Annotated in this window: 18 protein-coding genes; 7 read left to right on the top strand and 11 right to left on the bottom strand. The window is 66.4% G+C overall.

What is annotated here, in order from left to right; translation table 11 throughout:
- The first annotated feature begins 7 nt into the window (after window positions 1-7).
- The 7 genes from gspL to AC56LR_RS08335 are packed head-to-tail and all read left to right on the top strand — an operon-like array spanning window position 8 to window position 8,246.
- The gene (gene gspL / locus AC56LR_RS08365) at window positions 8-1,228 is read left to right on the top strand and encodes a type II secretion system protein GspL (RefSeq protein ID WP_497129400.1); all 1,221 of its coding nucleotides are present in this window, start codon (window positions 8-10) and stop codon (window positions 1,226-1,228) included.
- Window positions 1,225-1,755, top strand: coding sequence for a type II secretion system protein M (locus tag AC56LR_RS08360; RefSeq protein WP_497129398.1), 531 nt, complete (start codon window positions 1,225-1,227; stop codon window positions 1,753-1,755). Before gspL ends, AC56LR_RS08360 begins: the two co-directional genes overlap by 4 nt.
- Window positions 1,752-2,525, top strand: a complete 774-nt coding sequence (gene gspN / locus AC56LR_RS08355; RefSeq protein WP_497129396.1) for a type II secretion system protein N — start codon at window positions 1,752-1,754, stop codon at window positions 2,523-2,525. Before AC56LR_RS08360 ends, gspN begins: the two co-directional genes overlap by 4 nt.
- Complete coding sequence (gene gspD, locus AC56LR_RS08350; RefSeq protein WP_497129394.1) at window positions 2,525-4,846, top strand: type II secretion system secretin GspD; 2,322 nt, start codon at window positions 2,525-2,527, stop codon at window positions 4,844-4,846. Before gspN ends, gspD begins: the two co-directional genes overlap by 1 nt.
- A gap of 7 nt (window positions 4,847-4,853) precedes the next feature.
- A complete protein-coding gene (gspE, locus tag AC56LR_RS08345; protein ID WP_497129392.1) occupies window positions 4,854-6,275 on the top strand; it encodes a type II secretion system ATPase GspE in 1,422 nt (473 codons plus the stop codon).
- Window positions 6,276-6,278: 3 nt separating this feature from the next.
- Window positions 6,279-7,499: a type II secretion system inner membrane protein GspF gene (gene gspF, locus AC56LR_RS08340; RefSeq protein WP_497129390.1), complete on the top strand. Its 1,221-nt coding sequence runs from the start codon at window positions 6,279-6,281 to the stop codon at window positions 7,497-7,499.
- 30 nt (window positions 7,500-7,529) lie between these two features.
- Complete coding sequence (locus AC56LR_RS08335) at window positions 7,530-8,246, top strand: hypothetical protein (protein ID WP_497129388.1); 717 nt, start codon at window positions 7,530-7,532, stop codon at window positions 8,244-8,246.
- A gap of 31 nt (window positions 8,247-8,277) precedes the next feature.
- Here AC56LR_RS08335 and AC56LR_RS08330 read toward each other — a convergent pair whose 3' ends face one another.
- From AC56LR_RS08330 to AC56LR_RS08280, 11 genes are all read right to left on the bottom strand, one after another.
- On the bottom strand, window positions 8,278-9,012 hold the full coding sequence (locus AC56LR_RS08330; protein ID WP_497129386.1) for a helix-turn-helix domain-containing protein: 735 nt from the start codon (window positions 9,010-9,012) through the stop codon (window positions 8,278-8,280).
- Between the two features lie 207 nt (window positions 9,013-9,219).
- A complete protein-coding gene (locus tag AC56LR_RS08325; protein WP_497129384.1) occupies window positions 9,220-9,420 on the bottom strand; it encodes a hypothetical protein in 201 nt (66 codons plus the stop codon).
- A gap of 20 nt (window positions 9,421-9,440) precedes the next feature.
- On the bottom strand, window positions 9,441-10,781 hold the full coding sequence (gene hslU, locus AC56LR_RS08320) for an ATP-dependent protease ATPase subunit HslU (RefSeq protein ID WP_497129707.1): 1,341 nt from the start codon (window positions 10,779-10,781) through the stop codon (window positions 9,441-9,443).
- A gap of 14 nt (window positions 10,782-10,795) precedes the next feature.
- Window positions 10,796-11,332: an ATP-dependent protease subunit HslV gene (gene hslV, locus AC56LR_RS08315; protein ID WP_497129382.1), complete on the bottom strand. Its 537-nt coding sequence runs from the start codon at window positions 11,330-11,332 to the stop codon at window positions 10,796-10,798.
- 111 nt (window positions 11,333-11,443) lie between these two features.
- A complete protein-coding gene (locus AC56LR_RS08310; RefSeq protein ID WP_497129380.1) occupies window positions 11,444-12,715 on the bottom strand; it encodes an STAS domain-containing protein in 1,272 nt (423 codons plus the stop codon).
- Window positions 12,716-12,925: 210 nt separating this feature from the next.
- The gene (dksA, locus tag AC56LR_RS08305; RefSeq protein WP_259210780.1) at window positions 12,926-13,378 is read right to left on the bottom strand and encodes an RNA polymerase-binding protein DksA; all 453 of its coding nucleotides are present in this window, start codon (window positions 13,376-13,378) and stop codon (window positions 12,926-12,928) included.
- Window positions 13,379-13,598: 220 nt separating this feature from the next.
- Window positions 13,599-14,657: a CobW family GTP-binding protein gene (locus tag AC56LR_RS08300; RefSeq protein WP_497129378.1), complete on the bottom strand. Its 1,059-nt coding sequence runs from the start codon at window positions 14,655-14,657 to the stop codon at window positions 13,599-13,601.
- Window positions 14,658-14,798: 141 nt separating this feature from the next.
- Window positions 14,799-15,746, bottom strand: coding sequence for a tyrosine recombinase XerC (gene xerC, locus AC56LR_RS08295; RefSeq protein ID WP_497129376.1), 948 nt, complete (start codon window positions 15,744-15,746; stop codon window positions 14,799-14,801).
- A gap of 4 nt (window positions 15,747-15,750) precedes the next feature.
- Window positions 15,751-16,416, bottom strand: a complete 666-nt coding sequence (locus AC56LR_RS08290; protein ID WP_497129374.1) for a DUF484 family protein — start codon at window positions 16,414-16,416, stop codon at window positions 15,751-15,753.
- Window positions 16,417-16,529: 113 nt separating this feature from the next.
- The gene (locus tag AC56LR_RS08285) at window positions 16,530-17,807 is read right to left on the bottom strand and encodes a porin (RefSeq protein ID WP_497129372.1); all 1,278 of its coding nucleotides are present in this window, start codon (window positions 17,805-17,807) and stop codon (window positions 16,530-16,532) included.
- 220 nt (window positions 17,808-18,027) lie between these two features.
- On the bottom strand, window positions 18,028-19,077 hold the full coding sequence (locus AC56LR_RS08280; RefSeq protein ID WP_497129370.1) for a porin: 1,050 nt from the start codon (window positions 19,075-19,077) through the stop codon (window positions 18,028-18,030).
- Window positions 19,078-19,202 lie beyond the last annotated feature (125 nt).

The raw sequence follows: 19,202 nt of genomic DNA, 5'->3' as shown, positions 1-19,202 counted from the left end.
AGACAGTTTGACTACACTTTATATCCGGCACCCGGCGCGGGCCGCAGGCGAGGGCGCACTGTGCCGCTTCGCCCTGGTATCCGACACCGGCGCCATCGAGCAGCAGGGCGAAGGCGCGCTGCACAACCTGGGCGACGTGATCGCGGCCTGCCGCCGCGTCGTGCTGTTGCTGGCCGGCGCCGACGTCACCATGCTCGCGGTCCAGGCCCCACCCCTGAGCGCCGCACGCCTGCGCGCGGCGCTGCCGGGCCTGGTCGAAGAACAGATCCTGGGCGATCCGCTCGACTGCGTGCTGGTCGCCGGTCCTGCCTTGCCCGACGGCCGCCGCGCGGTCGGCGTGGTCCACCGCAGCTGGCTCGAGCAGATGGTGAAAGCCCTGCTCGGCATGGGCGCGCGCGCCGTCGCCGCCATCCCGTCGCAGCTGTGCCTGCCGTTGCTGCCGGGCAGCGTCAGTGCTGCCATCGGCCATGGCGAATTGCTGCTGCGCCAGGGCCAGTACGAAGGCATCGGACTGGAGCTCGACGGCAACCCTCAAATGGCGCTACAGACGGCGCGCGCACTGTCGGGCGACGCGCCGATGGTGTTGTACGTGCCGCCTGAGCAGCTGGGGGAATACCAGGCGCTGCTGCTCGAGGCCGGTCCTGGCGTCACGCTGGAGGCCGATGCGTGGGAGCACTGGATCGCCGGATCAAAAACCTCGACCCTCGATCTGGTGCCGGGCCTGGGCACCGCCGGCGTCGCCCAGCGCGACTGGAGCCGCTGGCGCTGGCCGATCCGCCTGGCGCTGGCCGCGGTCGTGGTCAATATCATCGGGGTCAACATCGAATGGCTGCGCCTGAAGCGCGAAGCCGATGCGGTGCGCCAGGAAATGGCCCAGACCTTCCGCAGCGCCTATCCGAACCAGCCGGTCATCGATCCGGTGGCGCAGATGCGCCAGAACATTGCACGCGCCAAGCTGGCCGGTGGCCAGATCGGCCCCGACGAGTTCGGCTGGATCGCGGGCGTGTTCGGCGAAGCGGTACGCGGTCTTGGTCGCCCGCCCGGCATTGCGTCAATGGAGTTCCGGGAACGCGCGCTGACCGTGCGCGTCAAACCCGAAACGGTTGATCCTGCCTCAAGTGGGCAGTTGCGCGCAGCGCTCGGGGCGCGCAATATGACTCTGGAAGAGACCGCACCCGCAACCTGGGTGATCCGCAGTACGGCACCGGTTACAGGAGGTCCGCAATGAAGGCTGCAGCAAACATCGGCGCCAAATTTGGCGCCGTGCGCGAACGCGCGCTGACCTACTGGCTGGCCCGCACCGAACAAGAGCGCAAGTTCCTGGCGATCGGCGCCGCCGTCGTCCTGGTCGCGCTGGTCTATGCGCTGCTGCTGGCCCCGGCCATCGAAGGGCGCGACACCCTGCGCCGCTCGCTGCCGGCGCTGCGCCAGCAGGCCGCCCAGCTGCAGACCCTGGCCGCCGAAGCCTCCACCGTGGCCGCCAACCCGGCGCCGCCCGCGCCACCCATGACGCGCGAAGCCCTGCTCGCCAGCATGGGCCAGCGCGGCCTCACGGCCGGCTCCATCACCATGACCGGCGAATATGCCAAGGTCCAGTTCAATGGCGTGTCCTTCGCCAACCTGGTGTCCTGGTTGGATGCCCAGCGGCGCGAGAACCGGGTGCAGGTGCAGGATGGCGCCTTCACGGCCCTGGCTGCCGTGGGGCAGGTCGATGCCACGCTGACGCTACGCCAGAACAATGGCGCAGCCCAATGAAGCGTTTCTTCCTGTGGCTGGTGCCGACGGCGCTGGCCGTGCTGGTCACGGTGCTCGCCTTCCTCCCCGCCTCGTGGCTGGGGCCGGTCGTCGAACAGCAGACCGGCGGCCGTTTGACTCTGGGAGATGCGCAAGGTACGCTCTGGAACGGCTCGGCTTTCGTGGGCGGGGCGCCGGGCCAGGGCGGGGCGGTTACGCCGCTGCTGCCGGGACGCTTTGCCTGGACCCTGTCGCCGCTGGTGCTGTTCGGCCAGGTCAGCATGACACTGGAAAACCCGCAGGCGCTGGTGCGCCCGGTACGCATCGAAGGCAGCTGGTCGCAATGGCAGGTGAGCAGCGGTGAATTGCTGCTGCCGGCCGAAGGCCTGGCCGGGCTCGGGGCGCCGCTCAATACGCTGGCGCTCTCCGGCACCATCCGGCTGGTATGGAATACGCTCGACCTGCTGCGCCAGGGCAATGCGGTGGCGATCCAGGGCCGCACCGTGCTGACCCTGTCGGACATGGGCTCGCGCATGTCGTCGGTCAAGCCGCTGGGCAGCTATGAAATGGCATTCAACTGGCGCGGCAATGCAGCCGACCTGAATTTGCGTACCGTGCGCGGTGCGCTTTTACTGTCGGGCTCCGGTATGCTGCAAAACGGCCGCCTGCGCTTTTCCGGCCAGGCCTCGGCCGCCGAAGGATACGAAGCGACGCTGGGCAATATGCTCAACCTGCTGGGCCAGCGTCGTATGGTGAACGGTAAAAATATAATCGCACTCGAGTTCAGATAATGAAAACAACTATCCGCACCACCTTCCGTTTCCCTGCGCTGCGCCGCCTGGCAGCCGGCGCCATGTTGTGCTGCGCCTCGGCTGCCGTGCTGCCGCCGGCGCCGGCCTGGGCACAGGAGAGTGCGAACGCCGCGGCGCTGAGCTTCGTCAACGCCGACATCGAATCGGTGATCAAGGCCATCGGCCACTACACCGGCATGACCTTCATCATCGACCCGCGCGTGAAGGGCACGATCACCCTGGTGTCGGAAAAATCGCTCAGTAAAACCCAGGCCTTCGGCCTGCTGACCTCGACGCTGCGCCTGCAGGGCTTTGCCGTGGTCACCAGCGGCGACGGCTATGCCAAGGTGGTGCCTGAAGCCGAAGCCAAGGCCCAGTCCTCGCCGACCCAGGTCGGCGGCGTGCGCGCCAGCAAGGCAACCGGCGACCAGATCGCGACCCAGGTGTTCTACCTGTCGTACGAGTCGGCCGCCAACCTGACCGCCGTGCTGCGCCCGCTGATTTCGCCCAACAATTCCATCATGGCGAACCCGGGCAACAACACCCTGGTCATCACCGACTACGCCGACAACCTGCGTCGCCTGGCCAAGATCATCGGCGCGCTCGACACCCCGGTGGCGGCCGACCTCGACGTCATCCCGATCCGCAATGCGATTGCCAGCGACATCGCCGCGCTCGTCACCCGCCTGATGGAACCGGCGGCCGGCGGCGATTCGGGGCGCGTAAGCGTGCTGGCCGATCCGCGCACCAATTCGGTGGTGGTGCGTGCGCCTTCGCAGGCGCGCGCCAACCTGGCCAAGGCCCTGATCGCCCGCCTCGATGCGCAAACCTCGTCGCAAGGCAACATCCACGTCGTCTACCTGAAGAACGCCGAAGCCAGCCGCGTCGCGCAGACCCTGCGCGCCGTCGTGTCGCAGGATACCTCGGCCTTGCCGCAGCAACAGCAGGGCACATCGGGCGGCTCGATCCAGGCCGGCAGCACCACCGGCGGCCAGGGCGGACAGGGCGGCCTCGGCGGCCAGCAGGGCCAGCAGAGCAGCGCCGGCATGGGCGGCAGCGGCAACAGCTTCGGCCAGCAGGGCCAGCAGACCGCGGGCGGCGCCGGCGGGGCCCAGGGCTCGGGCTTCATCCAGGCCGATGTCTCGACCAACAGCCTGATCATCACCGCGCCGGACGCGATCTACCGCAACCTGCGCAGCGTGATCGACATGCTCGACGTGCGCCGCGCCCAGGTCTACATCGAGGCGCTGGTGGTCGAGGTCACCTCCAACAAGGCCTCCGAATTCGGCGTGCAGTGGGTCGGCGCCAGCGGCGACTCCGACAGCAAATACCGCATCGGCGGCCTGCAGTCCTTCGCCACCAACGGCAACAGCAACATCGTCAACCTGGCCGCGGCCGCCACCACCGGCCTGTCCGGCGACTCGATCCCGAGCCTGCCGGGCGGCCTGTCGATCGGCCTGTTCCGCCAGGTGGCCGGCAACCTCGGCCTGGGCGCGGTGGCGCGCTTCCTCGAGAACGACGGCAATGCCAACATCCTGTCGACGCCGAACATGATCACGCTCGACAACGAACTGGCGACCATCAAGGTCGGCCAGAACGTGCCGATCATCACCGGCTCGTTCACCACCGGCACCAGCGGCAGCTCGAATCCCTTCCAGACCATCGACCGCAAGGACGTCGGCCTGCTGCTCAAGGTGCGCCCGCAGATCTCGGAAGGGGGTACCATCAAGATGGCGATCTACCACGAGAATTCGAGCGTCGACACGTCCACCCGCACCCTGGCCTCGGGCGTGACCACCAACGTGCGTGCGATCGAAACCAATGTGCTGGCCGACGATGGCCAGATCGTCGTGCTCGGCGGCCTCATCGAAGACACCGAGGGCGATGGCGAAGAGAAAGTGCGCGGGCTGGGCGACATCCCGATCCTGGGCAATTTGTTCAAGTACCGCAGCCGCAACCGGACCAAGACCAACCTGATGGTGTTCCTGCGTCCTGTGGTGGTGCGCAGCAAGGAAGCCTCGGCTTCCCTGGCAATGGACCGTTACGAATACATGCGCGGCGTCGGCGCCGCCGGCCAGACGCAACAGGAATCGGTCCTGATGCGCGACCTCGGCGCGCCGCTGCTGCCGCCGCTGACCAATGGCCAGCCGCCGACCGGCGGCGCGATGGCGACCACGCCGGTGCAGACCGCCCCGGCGGTGGGTAGCGCGCCGGGTGCGGCCAGCGGCCAGCCGGTTCCGCAGGGCCAGCAGGCACAGCCGCAGCAACAGCAGCGTCCTGGCTCGCAGTTCCGTCCGGTCACGCCATCGAACCAGAAATAAAGCGACCATGAACAATCTGTTGCCTTACGCCTTTGCCCGTGACCACGGCGTGCTGGCGCGCAGCGGCGACGACGCAGGCCAGGCCATCGAAGTGCTGGTCTCCGGCGCCACCGCCCCCGCCGCCATTGCGGAGGTCTCGCGCCGCTTTGGGCGCATCGCCCTGCGCCGCCTCGACCGCGACGAGCTCGACGACGCCATCGCCAAGGCCTATGCCGGCGCCGGCGGCGACGCCTCGCAGGTGGCGGACGAGTTCGATGCCGACCTCGACCTCACCAAACTGCTGCAGGACGTTCCCGCCATCGAAGACCTGCTCGAATCCTCCGACGACGCGCCCGTGATCCGCATGATCAATGCGCTGCTCACCCAGTCGCTGCGCGAAGGCGCGTCCGACATCCACATCGAGCCCTTCGAGCAGACCTCGGTCGTGCGCTTTCGCGTCGACGGTGCGCTGCGCGACATCGTGCGCCCGAAGAAAGCCATCCACGCCTCGCTCATTTCGCGTATCAAGATCATGTCGCAGCTCGACATCGCCGAGAAGCGCCTGCCGCAGGACGGCCGCATCACGCTGCGCATCGGCGGTAAACCGGTCGACGTGCGCGTCTCGACCCTGCCGACCGGCCACGGCGAGCGCGCCGTGCTGCGTCTGCTGGATAAAGAAGCCGGGCGCCTCGATTTAAGCCACCTCGGCATGGCGCCGGACATGCTGCCGCAGTTCGACCGCCTGATCAACCAGCCGCACGGCATCGTGCTGGTCACCGGCCCGACCGGTTCGGGCAAGACCACCACGCTGTACGCCGCGCTGTCGCGCCTGAACGCCGCGACCACCAACATCATGACGGTGGAAGACCCGATCGAGTACGACCTAAACGGCGTCGGCCAGACCCAGGTCAATGCCCGCATCGACATGACCTTCGCCAAGGCGCTGCGCGCGATCCTGCGCCAGGACCCGGACGTGATCATGATCGGCGAGATCCGCGACCTGGAAACCGCCCAGATCGCGGTGCAGGCTTCGCTCACCGGCCACCTGGTGCTGGCGACCCTGCACACGAACGATGCCGCCTCGGCAGTCACCCGCCTGCTGGACATGGGCATCGAACCCTTCCTGCTGTCCTCGTCCCTGCTCGGCGTGATGGCCCAGCGCCTGGTGCGCAAACTCTGCTCGCAGTGCAAGGTGCAGGATGCGACCGGCTGGCATGCGGTCGGGTGCGAGCGCTGCGGCCACACCGGCTACCACGGCCGGGTCGGCGTCTACGAGCTGCTGGAGACCACCGAAGAAATCCGCGCACAGATCCACAACCAGGCTTCCGAAGCCGACATCCGCGCCGCCGCCCAGAAGACCGGCATGAAGATGATGCGCGAGGATGGCGAGCGCTGGCTGGCGGACGGCACCACGACACGCGCCGAGCTGGTGCGCGTGACCAAGGACTGACGGATGCCCGCCTTCCGCTACGAGGCCGTCGATGCCGCCGGCAGCACCCGCAAGGGCGTGGTCAACGCCGACAACCCGCGCTCGGCGCGCTCTGACCTGCGCACGCAAGGCCTCACACCCCTGAGCGTCGAGCAGATCGCCGCCCAGCTCGACGATGCCGGCGTGGCCAAGTCGCGCGGCTTCGGCGAGCGCCTGTCGCAGGTCGAGCTGGCGCTGTTCACGCGCCAGCTGGCCAGCCTGCTCGAAGCCGGCCTGCCGCTGGAACAGGCGTTTACCGCCCTGCTGGAGCAGGCCGAGCGTCCGTATGTGCGCGACCTGATCGCCTCGATCCGCTCCGAAGTCATCGGCGGCTCGGCCTTCTCCAGCGCACTGTCGCGCCACCCGCGCGACTTCGCCGAAATCTACCGCGCGCTGGTGTCGTCGGGCGAGCAGATCGGCCAGCTCTCGCGCGTGCTCTCGCGCCTGGCCGACTACATCGAGCGCCGCAACGCGCTGGTGCAGAAGGTGCGCCTGGCCTTCACCTATCCGGCCATCGTCACCGTGGTGGCCTTTGCCATCGTCATCTTCCTGCTCACCTATGTGGTGCCGCAGATCGTTTCGGTGTTCGCCAACACCAAGCAAAAGCTGCCGCTTCTCACCACGATGATGCTGGCGGTGTCGGACTTCGTGCGCGACTATGGCATCTATGTCGGCATCCTGCTGGTGGGCGCGTTCTGGATGTGGCGGCGCGCGCTGCGCAACCCCGACCTGAAGCGCCGCTGGCATACCTGGCTGCTCACCGCGCCCGTCTATGGCAAGTTCGAGCGCAGCCTGAACACCGCGCGTTTTGCCAGCACCCTGGCGATCACCACCGGCTCGGGCGTGCCGATCCTGCGCGCGCTGGAAACCAGCCGCGACACGCTCTCGAACGTGGCGATGGCCGAACTGGTCGAGCAGGCGACGGCCAGCGTGCGCGAAGGCGTGAGCCTGGCGCGCGCCCTGTCGGCCCAGAAGCTGTTCCCGCCGATGCTGGTGCACATGATCCGCGCCGGCGAAATCACCGGCGAGCTGCCGGCCATGCTCGAGCGCGCGGCCAATTCGCAGCAGGCCGACCTCGAGCGCCGCACCCTGACCATTGCCGGCCTGCTGGAGCCGGTGCTGATCCTGGCGATGGGCCTGGTGGTGCTGCTGATCGTGCTGGCGGTGCTGATGCCGATCATCGAAATCAATCAATTGGTCCAATAGGCTGAGCCGGAAAAACAAGCAAGGAACCTGATGAACAAGCGTTTGCCCTTACTCTTTACCCTGCTCGCGCTGATCCTGCTGGCGGTGTCGATCGCCTACTGGTTCCTGCAGCTGTACAAGCCTGCACAGCGCCCGCTGGCCCCGCCACCTGTGGTGGCCCAGGCCGAGCCGAGCCCGGACGCGGCCGCCACCCTGTTTGGCGGCCAGCCGACCGTGGTGGCCGTGTCCAGCTACCAGCTGACCGGCGTCGTCTCGGCCGGGCGCGACAGCGCCGTGATCCTGGTGGCCGAGGGCTCGCCGCCGAAAGCCGTGCGCATCGGCCGCGAAATCGTACCGGGCGTGACGGTGGCGGAAGTGCATCCGCGCTATGTGATGCTGTCCGAAGGCGGCATCATGAAGCGCGTCGAGCTGGCCCAGGCCGCCGGCGCCTCGCAAGGCGGCGGCGCCATCATGCCGCCCCCGCAGCAGCCGGTGGCGGTGGCGCCGCCCCCGGGCGTCGAGCCGCAAACCTCGCCGGGCGCCGTGTCCGCGCCGCCGGGCATGGCAGCCGGAGCGCCGGTCGGCCGCGGCGCCGGTCCACCGCTGCCCGACACCCCCGCGCCACCCGATCCTGCCGACTCGGCCAACGCCACTCCCGATGCCCCGCCCCAGGGCGCGCAGCAGCCGCCGCCACCGAACCAGGTGCAGATGCCGCCGCCGACCCGCTCGGTCAACAGCCCGGTGGGACAGCCCTCGCAGGTGCAGTAAATGCCAACGCCGCAGGCAATGGCTGAACAGCTTACCCGCGCCGCAGCGCTGTAAAGGCCGCGAATTCCCAGGACCTGAAACCCAGCAGCAGCGTGAACCCCTCGCGCTCGCCAGGCGGCAGGCGCCGGTCGTTGCGATGCAGGCGCGCCAGTTCCCCGGCCAGCTGTTCGATCTTCTGCCCCAGCTCCTGGGCGCTCGCCGCCGACAGCCGCGCCGGCAGGCACATCAGGGCTTCGCCGGGCCGGTCGAACCTGCCCGCGAAATAATCTTCCACCACATGCTCGCGGAAATAACGCTGCACCGGCCCGTCCGGCAGCCAACGGAAGGCGTTCGAGACGCGCAGGCTGTAGCGGTTCAGGGGTTTCAGTTCGATCAGCCCGAGGCGGTCGAGCTGGGTCAGCAGCGTGATGCATTCCGGCTCGGTCAGGCGGTAGGTTTCGATCACCTGTTCCAGGCTCCAGTGCCCGAGGCAGCAGATCGCCATGAGCAGCAGGCGCGGGTTGGCCACCAGCGAGGTCTCCTGCGGCAGGGTGAGGGCGTCCGCCTGCGACCGCGCATCGGCCGCGCGCCGCAGCACGTCTTCCAGCGCGATGCCGGTCACCTGGCAGATCTGCGCCAGCCGCGACAAGGCCATGTCCTTCTGCCCGAACAGGCGCTTGACGCTCGATTCGCTCACGCCGATGCGGGTGGCCAGTTCCTTGTACGTGATGCTGGCCGCGCGCAGTTCCGCGCGCAGCACGTCGAGTACCAGCTCGGGTGAACTCATGGCTGTCCTGTAATGGATGGGTGACGGCTGACTGTAACCGCGAATTGTGCGCCAGGCAATACCGTAAGGTAGTCAGATTCCGCCCACGCGTCGCAGGGTCATCCCGCCCGCACCCTGCAACAGCAAAAAACAAAACCGGAGACATAAAAAAGGCGGGCACGCATGCGCGGCCCGCCAAGGGGAATCAGTCAGCAGGGAGGATGCGGGTCAGTCGTCGTCCGCCACCAGCTTGGCCTGCTTGAGCGCGCGCTTGGCCTGCTGGCGCTCGCTCGACAGGGGCTTGGCGTGCGCACCGGCCGACCTGGCCTTGGCCAGCGCCGCGATCGGGTTGCGCGGCTTGAGTGCTTGTTGGGAAGGCTCGATCCGCAGCCGCATCTTCTGCCGCGTCGCCAATGCCTTGTTTGCCATCGCCGTCTCCTCTCCTGAAATTACAGCACGTAGCGCGACAGGTCCTCGTTCACCGCGAGCTTGTCGAGCCGGTCGTTGACATAGGCCGCGTCGATCGTCACCAGCTGCGCCTGTTCGGCGCCGGCACTGAACGAGACTTCCTCGAGCAGCTTTTCCATCACCGTGTACAGGCGGCGCGCGCCGATGTTCTCGGTGCGTTCGTTGACCGAGAACGCGATCTCGGCCAGGCGGTGGATGCCCTCGCTCGTGAAGTCGACCGTCACGCCTTCGGTGGCCAGCAGCGCCTCGTACTGCTTGGTCAGGCTGGCATCGGTCGAGGTCAGGATGCTCTTGAAGTCTTCGATCGACAGCGATTCGAGTTCGACCCGGATCGGGAAGCGGCCCTGCAGTTCCGGGATCAGGTCGGACGGCTTGGCCAGGTGGAAGGCGCCCGAGGCGATGAACAGGATGTGGTCGGTCTTGATCATGCCGTACTTGGTGTTCACCGTGGTGCCCTCGACCAGCGGCAGCAGGTCGCGCTGCACGCCGGCGCGCGAGACGTCGGCGCCGCCGTGTTCGGAACGAGTGGCGATCTTGTCGATCTCGTCGAGGAAGACGATGCCGTTCTGCTCGACATTGGCGATCGCCTTCTGCTTGAGCTCATCCTCGTTGACCAGCTTGGCGGCTTCTTCATCCACCAGCAGCTTCATCGCATCCTTGATCTTCATCTTGCGCGGCTTCTTGCGGGCGCTGCCCACGCCCGCGAACATCGACTTGATCTGCTCGGTCATTTCTTCCATGCCCGGCGGCGCCATGATTTCCATCTGCGGCGCCACCTCGGCCACGTCGATCTCGATCTCGCGGTCGTCGAGCGAGCCTTCGCGCAGGCGCTTGCGGAAGGTCTGGCGGGTGGTGTCGCCTTCCTTGCCGTCGGTGCCCGGGGCAGGCGTGTTGAAACCGAAGTCGCGCGCCGGCGGCACCAGGATGTCGATCACGCGGTCTTCGGCGGCGTCTTCGGCGCGCTGGCGCACCTTCTTCTGCTCGCTGGCGCGGGTCTGCTTGACGCCGATGTCGATCAGGTCGCGGATGATGGTGTCGACGTCGCGGCCGACATAGCCGACCTCGGTGAACTTGGTGGCCTCGATCTTGATGAAGGGCGCGTCGGCCAGCTTGGCCAGGCGGCGCGCGATCTCGGTCTTGCCCACGCCGGTCGGGCCGATCATGAGGATGTTCTTCGGCGTGATCTCGTGGCGCAGCGGCTCGGCCACCTGCTGGCGGCGCCAGCGGTTACGCAGCGCGATCGCGACCGCGCGCTTGGCCTTGCCCTGGCCGACCACGTGCTTGTCCAGTTCCGAGACGATCTCGGGTGGCGTCATGTTCATGATGGGGGACTGGTTCATTCCAGGGTCTCGATGATGTGGGACATGTTGGTGTAGATGCACAGCTCACCGGCAATGGTCAGCGCTTTCTTCACGACCTCGCCCGGCGGCATGTCGGTATTCTCGAACAAGGCTTTGGCGGCGGACTGGGCGTACACGCCGCCCGAACCGATCGCGCCGAGGCCGTCTTCGGGCTCGAGCACGTCGCCATTGCCGGTAATGATCAGGGTGACTTCGCGGTCGGCCACCAGCAGCATTGCTTCCAACTTGCTCAGCATGCGGTCAGTGCGCCAGTCCTTGGCCAGTTCGACCGAGGCGCGCAGCAGGTTGCCCTGGTGCTTTTCCAGCTTGCCTTCGAAGCGGTCGAGCAGGGTGAAGGCGTCGGCGGTGGCGCCGGCGAAGCCACACAAGACCTTGCCCTGATAGAGCGTACGCACCTTGCGCGCCGAGCCCTTCATGACGACGCTGCCCAGCGTGACCTGGCCATCGCCGCCGAGCGCGACCTGGCTGCCGCGCCGTACGCTGACGATGGTGGTGCCGTGAAATTGTTCCATTTTTAGCCTCGTGGTTGTCTAGCATCCCGCAGATGGGGTGGCTGCATAAAATTGCAAGACAATCGCCGTCCAAAAACTGTCGGGCAGGAAAAACGGTGCGGTAAAAATTGCTCAGTAGCGGTGCGGATACAGCCGGATACCACCGCTGTCGCCATAGCCGAGCAGGCGCAGCAGGGCAGCCGCCAGGTGGTTCAGTTCGCGCAGTTCGACGCGGCGGCCTTGCACGGTGTGGGGGCGCAGGCGGCCCTGCAGCGCGGTTGCGCAGGCGTAATCCATGCGCGCCAGCCGCGAGCAGTCCAGCACCAGCAGCTCGCGCCCCTCGGCATAGGCGTCGATCGCCTCGAACAGGGGCGCGCAATTGCCGGCGGCGAGCGGCGGCAGCAGGAAGCGGTCGCCGGCCGCCGGCGCCGGGGCGGCGGTGGTCACGTGTTGCGGCGTCTCAAAGGAGGGCGGCGACACCTCGAAGGTGACGCAATAATCCATCGCCGATTCCTCGAAATCCTTTTCGCGCCCCAGAAGCAGGAGCAGCTCGAGCAGCAGCAGCCAGGGTGCTTCGCCCGCGCTGCGCTCGCCGACGGCCAGCATCGGACGCAGCACCGCCAGCAGGGTGTCGGCGCCGGCCAGCACCAGCTCGCGTCCATTCCGGCGCAGCGTTTGCAGGGCCGCCAGCAGCAGGGCGCAGCCTTCGGCATCGCTGCTGCGCACGGCGCCGACGTCGATGCGCACCAGCGGCGAGTTCGACGCGAGCAGGCGTTGCAGGCGCGGGTCGATGCTGCCGTCGAGCACGGGGCCGAAGGATTCCGAGGCGGCGATGCCCGCCACCTGGGCCGGGATGGAGGCCGGCGTCAAGGGCTGCCAGGCCGGAGGCGAGGTCTCGAAATGGCTGGCGTAGTCGATGGCGATGCTCTCGAACTCGGCTTCGCGCCCGGTCGCCTGGTAGAGGTCGAACAGCATCCACCAGGGCAGGCGTTCGGTTTGCCCGAAGCCTTCCAGGCTCTCGCGCAGCACTTGTTCGGCGAGCGCAGCCTGGCCGTTGGCATACAGGATGGCGCTTTCCTCGACGGCGGGCGCGCTGGCCGGCAGGGCCGCGGCCTCGGGCGCCTCGTCGGCCGTGGCCGGCTCCGGCGTGTCGGGGGAAGCGGCGGCCGGACGGCGCACGGCGCTGCCCCAGGCCGGCTCGTCATTGAAGATGTCGGAGGCCATCGCCAGCTCGATCTCGTCGATCTTGGCGGCGGTGGCGCGCGCGATCTCGCGCTGGCGTTCGCGCTCGGCTTCGCTGTGCAGGCGCGAGGGCTCGCCGGCACGCAGGCGCGTATCGGGTGTGGCAAGGAAGCCCTCGCCAGGCGCGTCGTTCTTTTTCTTCAGGAAGGAGAACAGGCCCATCGGATCGCCAGTGGTTAAATGAACAAGTCCAGAACGTGCATGACGGTAGCACGGCTGCGCCCGGCGTGTGCTGTGCGCACGCTGCGTTGGACCCTACGCACGCTAGTGTATCCGATGGGAAATGTAAATGAAGCACCCGAGACCCGGGTCACATAAAAGAAAAAAGCATGCGCCTTGCGGAGCATGCTTTTTCGGTAGGGAAGGGGCGGATCAGTCGCCGTAGAGCTTTTGCTTGAGTTCGCGGCGCTGCTGGGCTTCCAGCGACAGCGTCGCGGTCGGGCGGGCGATCAGGCGCGGGATGCCGATCGGTTCGCCGGTTTCTTCGCACCAGCCGTATTCGCCCGAGTCGATCGATTGCAGCGACTGCTGGACCTTCTTGAGCAGCTTGCGCTCGCGGTCGCGGGTACGCAGTTCGAGTGCGTGCTCTTCTTCGATGGTCGCACGGTCGGCCGGGTCGGGGACCAGGACGGTTTCGCGCAGGTGCTCGGTGGTTTCTCCGGCGTTTTTCAGCAGTTCCTTTTCCAGCTCCTGGAGCCGGTTGCGGAAGAACGCCAGCTGGGCCGGATTCATGTAGTCGTCGTCGCCCATCGCCCGAATTTCATCTTCCGTCAGAAGGCGTTCTTCGAGCTGCGCGGCGGTATTCGGTTTCGTTGTTTTAGTCATGATGCCTTCGATACGACAGAGGTTTTCATTTTAGCAGCAAACTCAGCATTAACACCTTGCAACACGGTGACCGTGAGGCTGCTGCCCGGACGGCGACCGCCGTCCTTCGCTGCCTGTCCCGACCCTGAAATAGTGAGGATGGGACGGATGCCCGGCCTGCCAGACATCGTCGTGGCAGGTCGCCAGGCGGGCCCGGGCCTGCCCGCAAAACTGATGTAGTTTATACCAAACACTGTTCGAGTCCGCGGATAAATACGTCTTTTGGTAAATTTTTACCAATAAATACCATTTTGCTGCAACGGGTTTCATCCTCGCCCCACTTTGCGCCGAGGTCACTGCCCATGATTTGATGCACGCCTTGGAAAACCACCTTGCGCTCGGCGCCGGCCATCGACAGCACGCCCTTGTAGCGCAGCATTTGCGGGCCGAAGACCTGCACCATGCTGCCCAAGAATTGATCAAGGCGCTCCGGGTCGAAGGCGCGCTCGTTCTTGAACACGAAGGCGGCGATGTCGTCGGTATGGTGGCTGTGATGATGGTCTTGGGTCGCGCAGGCGTCGCTGTGGACGTGATCGTGGCCGCAGGCTTCGCCGTGCTCATGGTCGTGATCATGCGCGTCTTCCGTGCGCAGGAAGTCCGGATCCAGTTCGAGCTTGTCGTTCAGGTTGAAGCCGCGCAGGTCGAGCACGTCCGCAATCGGCGCACGGCCGAAGTCGCTCGTCGTGATCGGCGCGCGCGGGTTGATGCGGCGCAGGCGGGCTTTTAACGCATCGACCGCGGCGGCATCGACCAGGTCTGTTTTCGAGAGCAGGATCTTGTCGGCAAAACCGACCTGGCGCTGCGCTTCTTCGTGCTGGTCGAGCTGATCCATCGCATGGCGCGCGTCGACCACGGTGACCACGGCATCCAGCATGTAGTTAGCGCCCACTTCTTCGTCCACGAAGAAGGTCTGCGCCACCGGCCCCGGGTTGGCCAGGCCGGTGGTTTCGATTACCACGCGGTCGAAACTGATCTCGCCCGCGGCGCGTTTCTGCGCCAGATTGTTCAGCGCCACGATCAGGTCGCCGCGCACGGTGCAGCAGATGCAGCCATTGTTCATCTCGACGATCTGCTCGCCGGTGTCGCGCACCAGGATTTCGTTGTCGATGTTTTCCTGGCCGAATTCGTTTTCGATGACGGCGATGCGCAGGCCATGGTCCTCGTGCAGGATGCGGTTGAGGAGGGTGGTCTTGCCGGCGCCGAGGAAGCCGGTGAGGATGGTGCTGGGAATCGGTTCCATGTTTGCCACATATCTGGTTGGGCCCGCATCGGGGCCGAGAATCGGGCGATTATGCCGGATTTCGTGTCACATCACCATCAACCGTGCTGCGTCTTGACGCAGCTCATATCGAAACGCCGAAGCTGAACAGTTCGGTGAAGCTTATTTGCTTTTTGCACGCGGATGGGCGCGGTCGTACACGGCGGCCAGGTGCTGGAAGTCGAGCGAGGTATACACCTGGGTCGAGGTGATGCTGGCGTGCCCGAGCAGTTCTTGCACCGCGCGCAGGTCGCCCGATGATTGCAACAGGTGCGAGGCGAACGAATGGCGCAGTACGTGCGGATGGACGTTCACCGGCGTGCCGGCGCGCAGGGCATGCCCCTTCAGGCGGTTCTGCACCACGCGCGGCGTGATGCGGCTTGCGCGCGCGGACAGGAAGAGCGCGGCGCTGCCGTCGCGCGCGGCGGGACGCACCGCCAGCCAGGCCGCCAGCGCAGCACGCGCCTGGGCGCCGACCGGCACCCGCCGCATGCGGCGGCCCTTGCCGGTGACCACGACTTCGCCGGCCGCCAGGTCGAGCCAGCCGAGCGAGGCGGGCTCGCCGTTGCCGCCTTCCTGATAGACCATGTCGAGGCTGGCAAGTTCCGACACGCGCAGGCCGCTCGAATACAGCAGTTCGAACATGGCGCGGTCGCACAGTTCGGCCGGCTCGGGATGGCCGTGGGCGTTGGCTTCCATCAGTTGCACGGCATCGTCGACCGACAGTGCCTTGGGCAGGGTCTTCGGGCGGCGCGGCGCGCGCACGCCGTCGACCGGGTTGGCCGCCAGTGCAAGCTGGCGCGCCAGCCATTCATAAAAGCCGCGCCAGCCGGAGAGCTTGCGCGCGATCGAGCGCGCCGACTGGCCGCCGGCATGCAGTTTGGCGGCGAAGCGGCGGATGTCGTGGTGGGTCAGGCGCGGCCAGTCGTGGTGGCCGGCAAGGGTGGCGAGCTCGAGCAGGTCGCGCCGGTAGGCGGCGACCGTGTGCGGCGAGAGCTGGCGCTGGGTGGCCAGCTCGCCCAGGTAGCGGGCTGGCCAGTCGTTCGGCGACTGCTCTGGCGCCGCAGTCATGGCGTCAGGCGCGCAGCGGCGCCAGCGCGGTGCTGGCGGTAGCGGCGATGTGGGCCAGGAAATCGGTCGCCATGGTCGCGGTGAAGCGGTCGGCGTCGGGGGCGCCCAGCACCAGCAGGCCGAAGCACTTGCCGCCGGTGCTCAGGGGCAGCAGCACGGTCGAGCGCACGGCAAGCGGGTCGTCGAGCCAGCGCACCGCTTCGAAGTCGTTGTTCAGGCCGCAGTAGGGCGCGCGCAGGCCGGCGGAGAACAGGCGTGCATCGCTCGATACGCCCTGGGCGAACCAGGCGTCGGCATGCTCGGGCGCCAGGTCCCACAGGCGCAGGGTGACTTGCGGCACCATGAATTCGGTGCGCAGCGCGTCGGCCAGGTCGCGCGCCATCGCGGCGCCGCCATCCGAACCCAGCAGGGCCTGGTTCCAGGCGTGAAAGCGGTTGGCGATCGCATGGTTTTCTTCGGCGTGGCGGGTCAGCTCGGCCAGGCGCAGTTCCAGCACGCGGTATTTGCCGCGCATGACTTCCATCTGGCGCTCCTGCAGCGACACGGCGCGGCCGGTCAGCGGACTCGACAGTTTGACTTCGCCCAGCAGGCCGGCATGCTCCTCGAAGAACTGCGGATGATCGAGCAGGTATTGGACAACGGCGTTGGCGTCGAGCGTGTCAGTGGTCATGAATGAGGTCGAAGGTAAAGGAATCCGGCGGTCATTTTACCTGAGGCCAGGGAGCCGACGGACATAAAAAAAGACGCCCCGGGGGGCGTCCTTTTTGCCAAGAGTAAAAACTCTTAGAAGCGGTGGCGGATGCCGATCTGCAGGGCGCGGCCGTCTTCGCCAGGACGCTTGGTGAAGCCGCCCGGATTGCCCGAGGTGCCCGGCGAGTACTGGCCGTCGTTCTGGTTGCGGATGACGGCGGCGACGGTGTACAGGTCGGTGCGCTTCGACAGGAAGTGGTCGTAGCCCAGTGCGAACAGGTCGGCGTCGCTGTTCGAGGCCAGGCGGTCGTTCTGGTGCGCGTACGATGCCATGATGCGGCCGCCGCCCAGGTTGTAGTGCGCGCCGATCTGGTAGCTCTTGGCGTCGATCTGGGTGTTGCGGGTGATGTTGGTGACGAAGATGTTGCGCAGCGCCGCCTGGTTAGCCGCCGGTACGCCTTGCTGGGTCAGGACCGGGGTCACGCCGGCATCCCAGCCGCCGATGTAGTCGGCCAGCAGGGCCGAGTTGGTGTTGCGCTGGCTGTGGAAACCGGCGAAGAACTTGAACTGGTTCATCGTGTACGAACCGCCCACGGTGGTGGTGCGCAGGCTCGGACGGTTTTGCTGGTCGTAGCCGTGGTTGTAGCCGACGCCGACGTCGAAGCCGTTGGCCTGGTAGGTCAGCGCGCCGGCGCGGAACTTGTTGTAGCGGCCGAGGTAGCCCGAACCCTTCGGACCGTACATCAGCGAGCCGCCGATGCCGTTCGGCAGGGCGATGCGGTACTGGACCGCTTCCTGCGAGCGGATGTCGGCGCCCAGCGCGGTGAAGCCGGCGGTGCCGCCGGTGATGTGGCCCCAGGTGCCGGCGGTGCCGGACTCGAAGGCGTCAGCCTTGTTGAAGACTTCGTAGCCAGGGGTGTACATGCGGCCGAGCAGGACTGCGCCGACCGGGGTGATCAGGCCAACCATCGCGGTACGGTCGAACAGTGCGCGTTCCTGGTTGACGGCAGGGCCACCTGCCGGCTGGAGCAGCGACTGCAGGCGCGAGCGGATCGTGACCGGGATCGCATCCATGCCCTTGAGCAGGTAGACGCCAGGATTGTCGTTCATCAGGGTCGGCTGCTGGGTGCCGGTGTCGAGTTCGACGCGCGCTTCCAGGTTGAAGATGGCCTTGTAGCCGTTGCCGATGTCTTCGGTGCCCTTGAAACCAATGCGCGAGCCGTCGGCGCCGCCGCTAAAGATCTTGGTCGGTCCGCCCTTCTGGAACATCACGCCTGCGTCGGCGATGCCGTAGATTTGCACGCTGGACTGCGCGAATGCCGAGGTTGCGAAACAGGTGCCGAGCAGCGCGGCCAGAATACTCTTCTTCATTGCATCTCCAATGTTATTTTGCGAACGAGCGTTTAGTTACTCGCCTTGGCAATATGCCATTGCTACGGCGCACTGTACAGACTCAGGGCACAGGTCATGCATGCGCAGTTGCTGGCGTTGCTTAAAAACTACAAATTTGCTGTATTTCCCGCTGATGTGACAGGGGCGGGCATGGTTGCCCATGTCCGCCCCGTGATTCCGGGCCGTAGCCCGATTCAGCTTAGAACGAGTGGTTCACGCCGACGTCGTAGTGGTTGACGGTCGACTGCACGGCACTGATGCCCTTCTTGCGCGACGCGTCCACGTACAGATAGGTGCGCTTCGACAGGCTGTACTCGTAGCCCAGCGACAGCTGCTTGACCTTCTGCAGGCCGTCGGTGTCCTTCTGGCCATAGCCAGCCAGCACCTTGCCCGGGCCCATCGTGTAGTTCGCGCCCAGCACCCACGCCTTGGTATTGGCGTTGGCGATGCGGTTGTGCTCCTGGTCCTGCTTGGAATAGGTGCCCATCAGCTTGAGTTCCGGGGTGGCGGCGAACGACGCGCCGACCGACCAGACCTTCGATTCGATGGCGTTGCGCTCGTAGCCGGCCATGAAGGCGGCCGGACCGTTGTTGTAGGTGCCGCTGATCGAGAACGGGTTGGCCGATGCTTCGGCGCCGACCGGGTATTGCGGGTTGGTCGCGGTGCCGCGGCCGACGACGGCCGGGCCGCCGCCGCTTTCCTTGGTGGCGATCGCGGTGTTCAGCTGGAAGCCGCTGATGATCGGCGAGTTGTACCAGGCCGCGTTCGAGAAGCGGTTGTTCGAATAGCCGACGACGTCGAGTGGCTGCGAGGTGTAGCCGGCGACGGTGAGGTCGGTCCAGAAACCGGCCGGGCTCGGCGACGCGTGGTACGGATCGAAGGCGCCGATGGTTTCGTGGTACGGGGTCAGGCCGCGGCCGATACGGACGATACCGAAGTCGCCCTGCAGGCCGACGCGGGACTGGCCCTGGAACAGCGGACGCTGGGTGCCGTTGCCGCCGATTTCAATGGTGCCGGTGTCCGGCTCGTAACGCATTTCCAGTTGGAACAGTGCCTTGAGGCCATTGCCCAGATCTTCGGTCCCTTTGAAGCCGAGGGTATTGGAAGCACGCTTGCCGATGTTCAGGGTCTGGCCGCTACGCTTGATGACGCCAGCGTCGACGGTGCCGTAGATCTGGACAGCGGTTTGTGCGTGTGCCGCGCCGGCGAATGCGCCGAACAGTGCGACGGCCATGAGGGAGTGCTTCATTGTTTCAATTCCTTTTATTAATAAATCTCGGTCATCCATGGCATCGAGACGCAAATGCGGAATGCCCGGATAACCTGCACCTTAGTTGCTTGAGTGTTCAAGGTTATCGGTTTGGTCAATTATGA

This window comes from Telluria sp. ZT3P39 (assembly GCF_059685935.1).
This window is presented reverse-complemented; position numbering and strand designations above follow the sequence as displayed.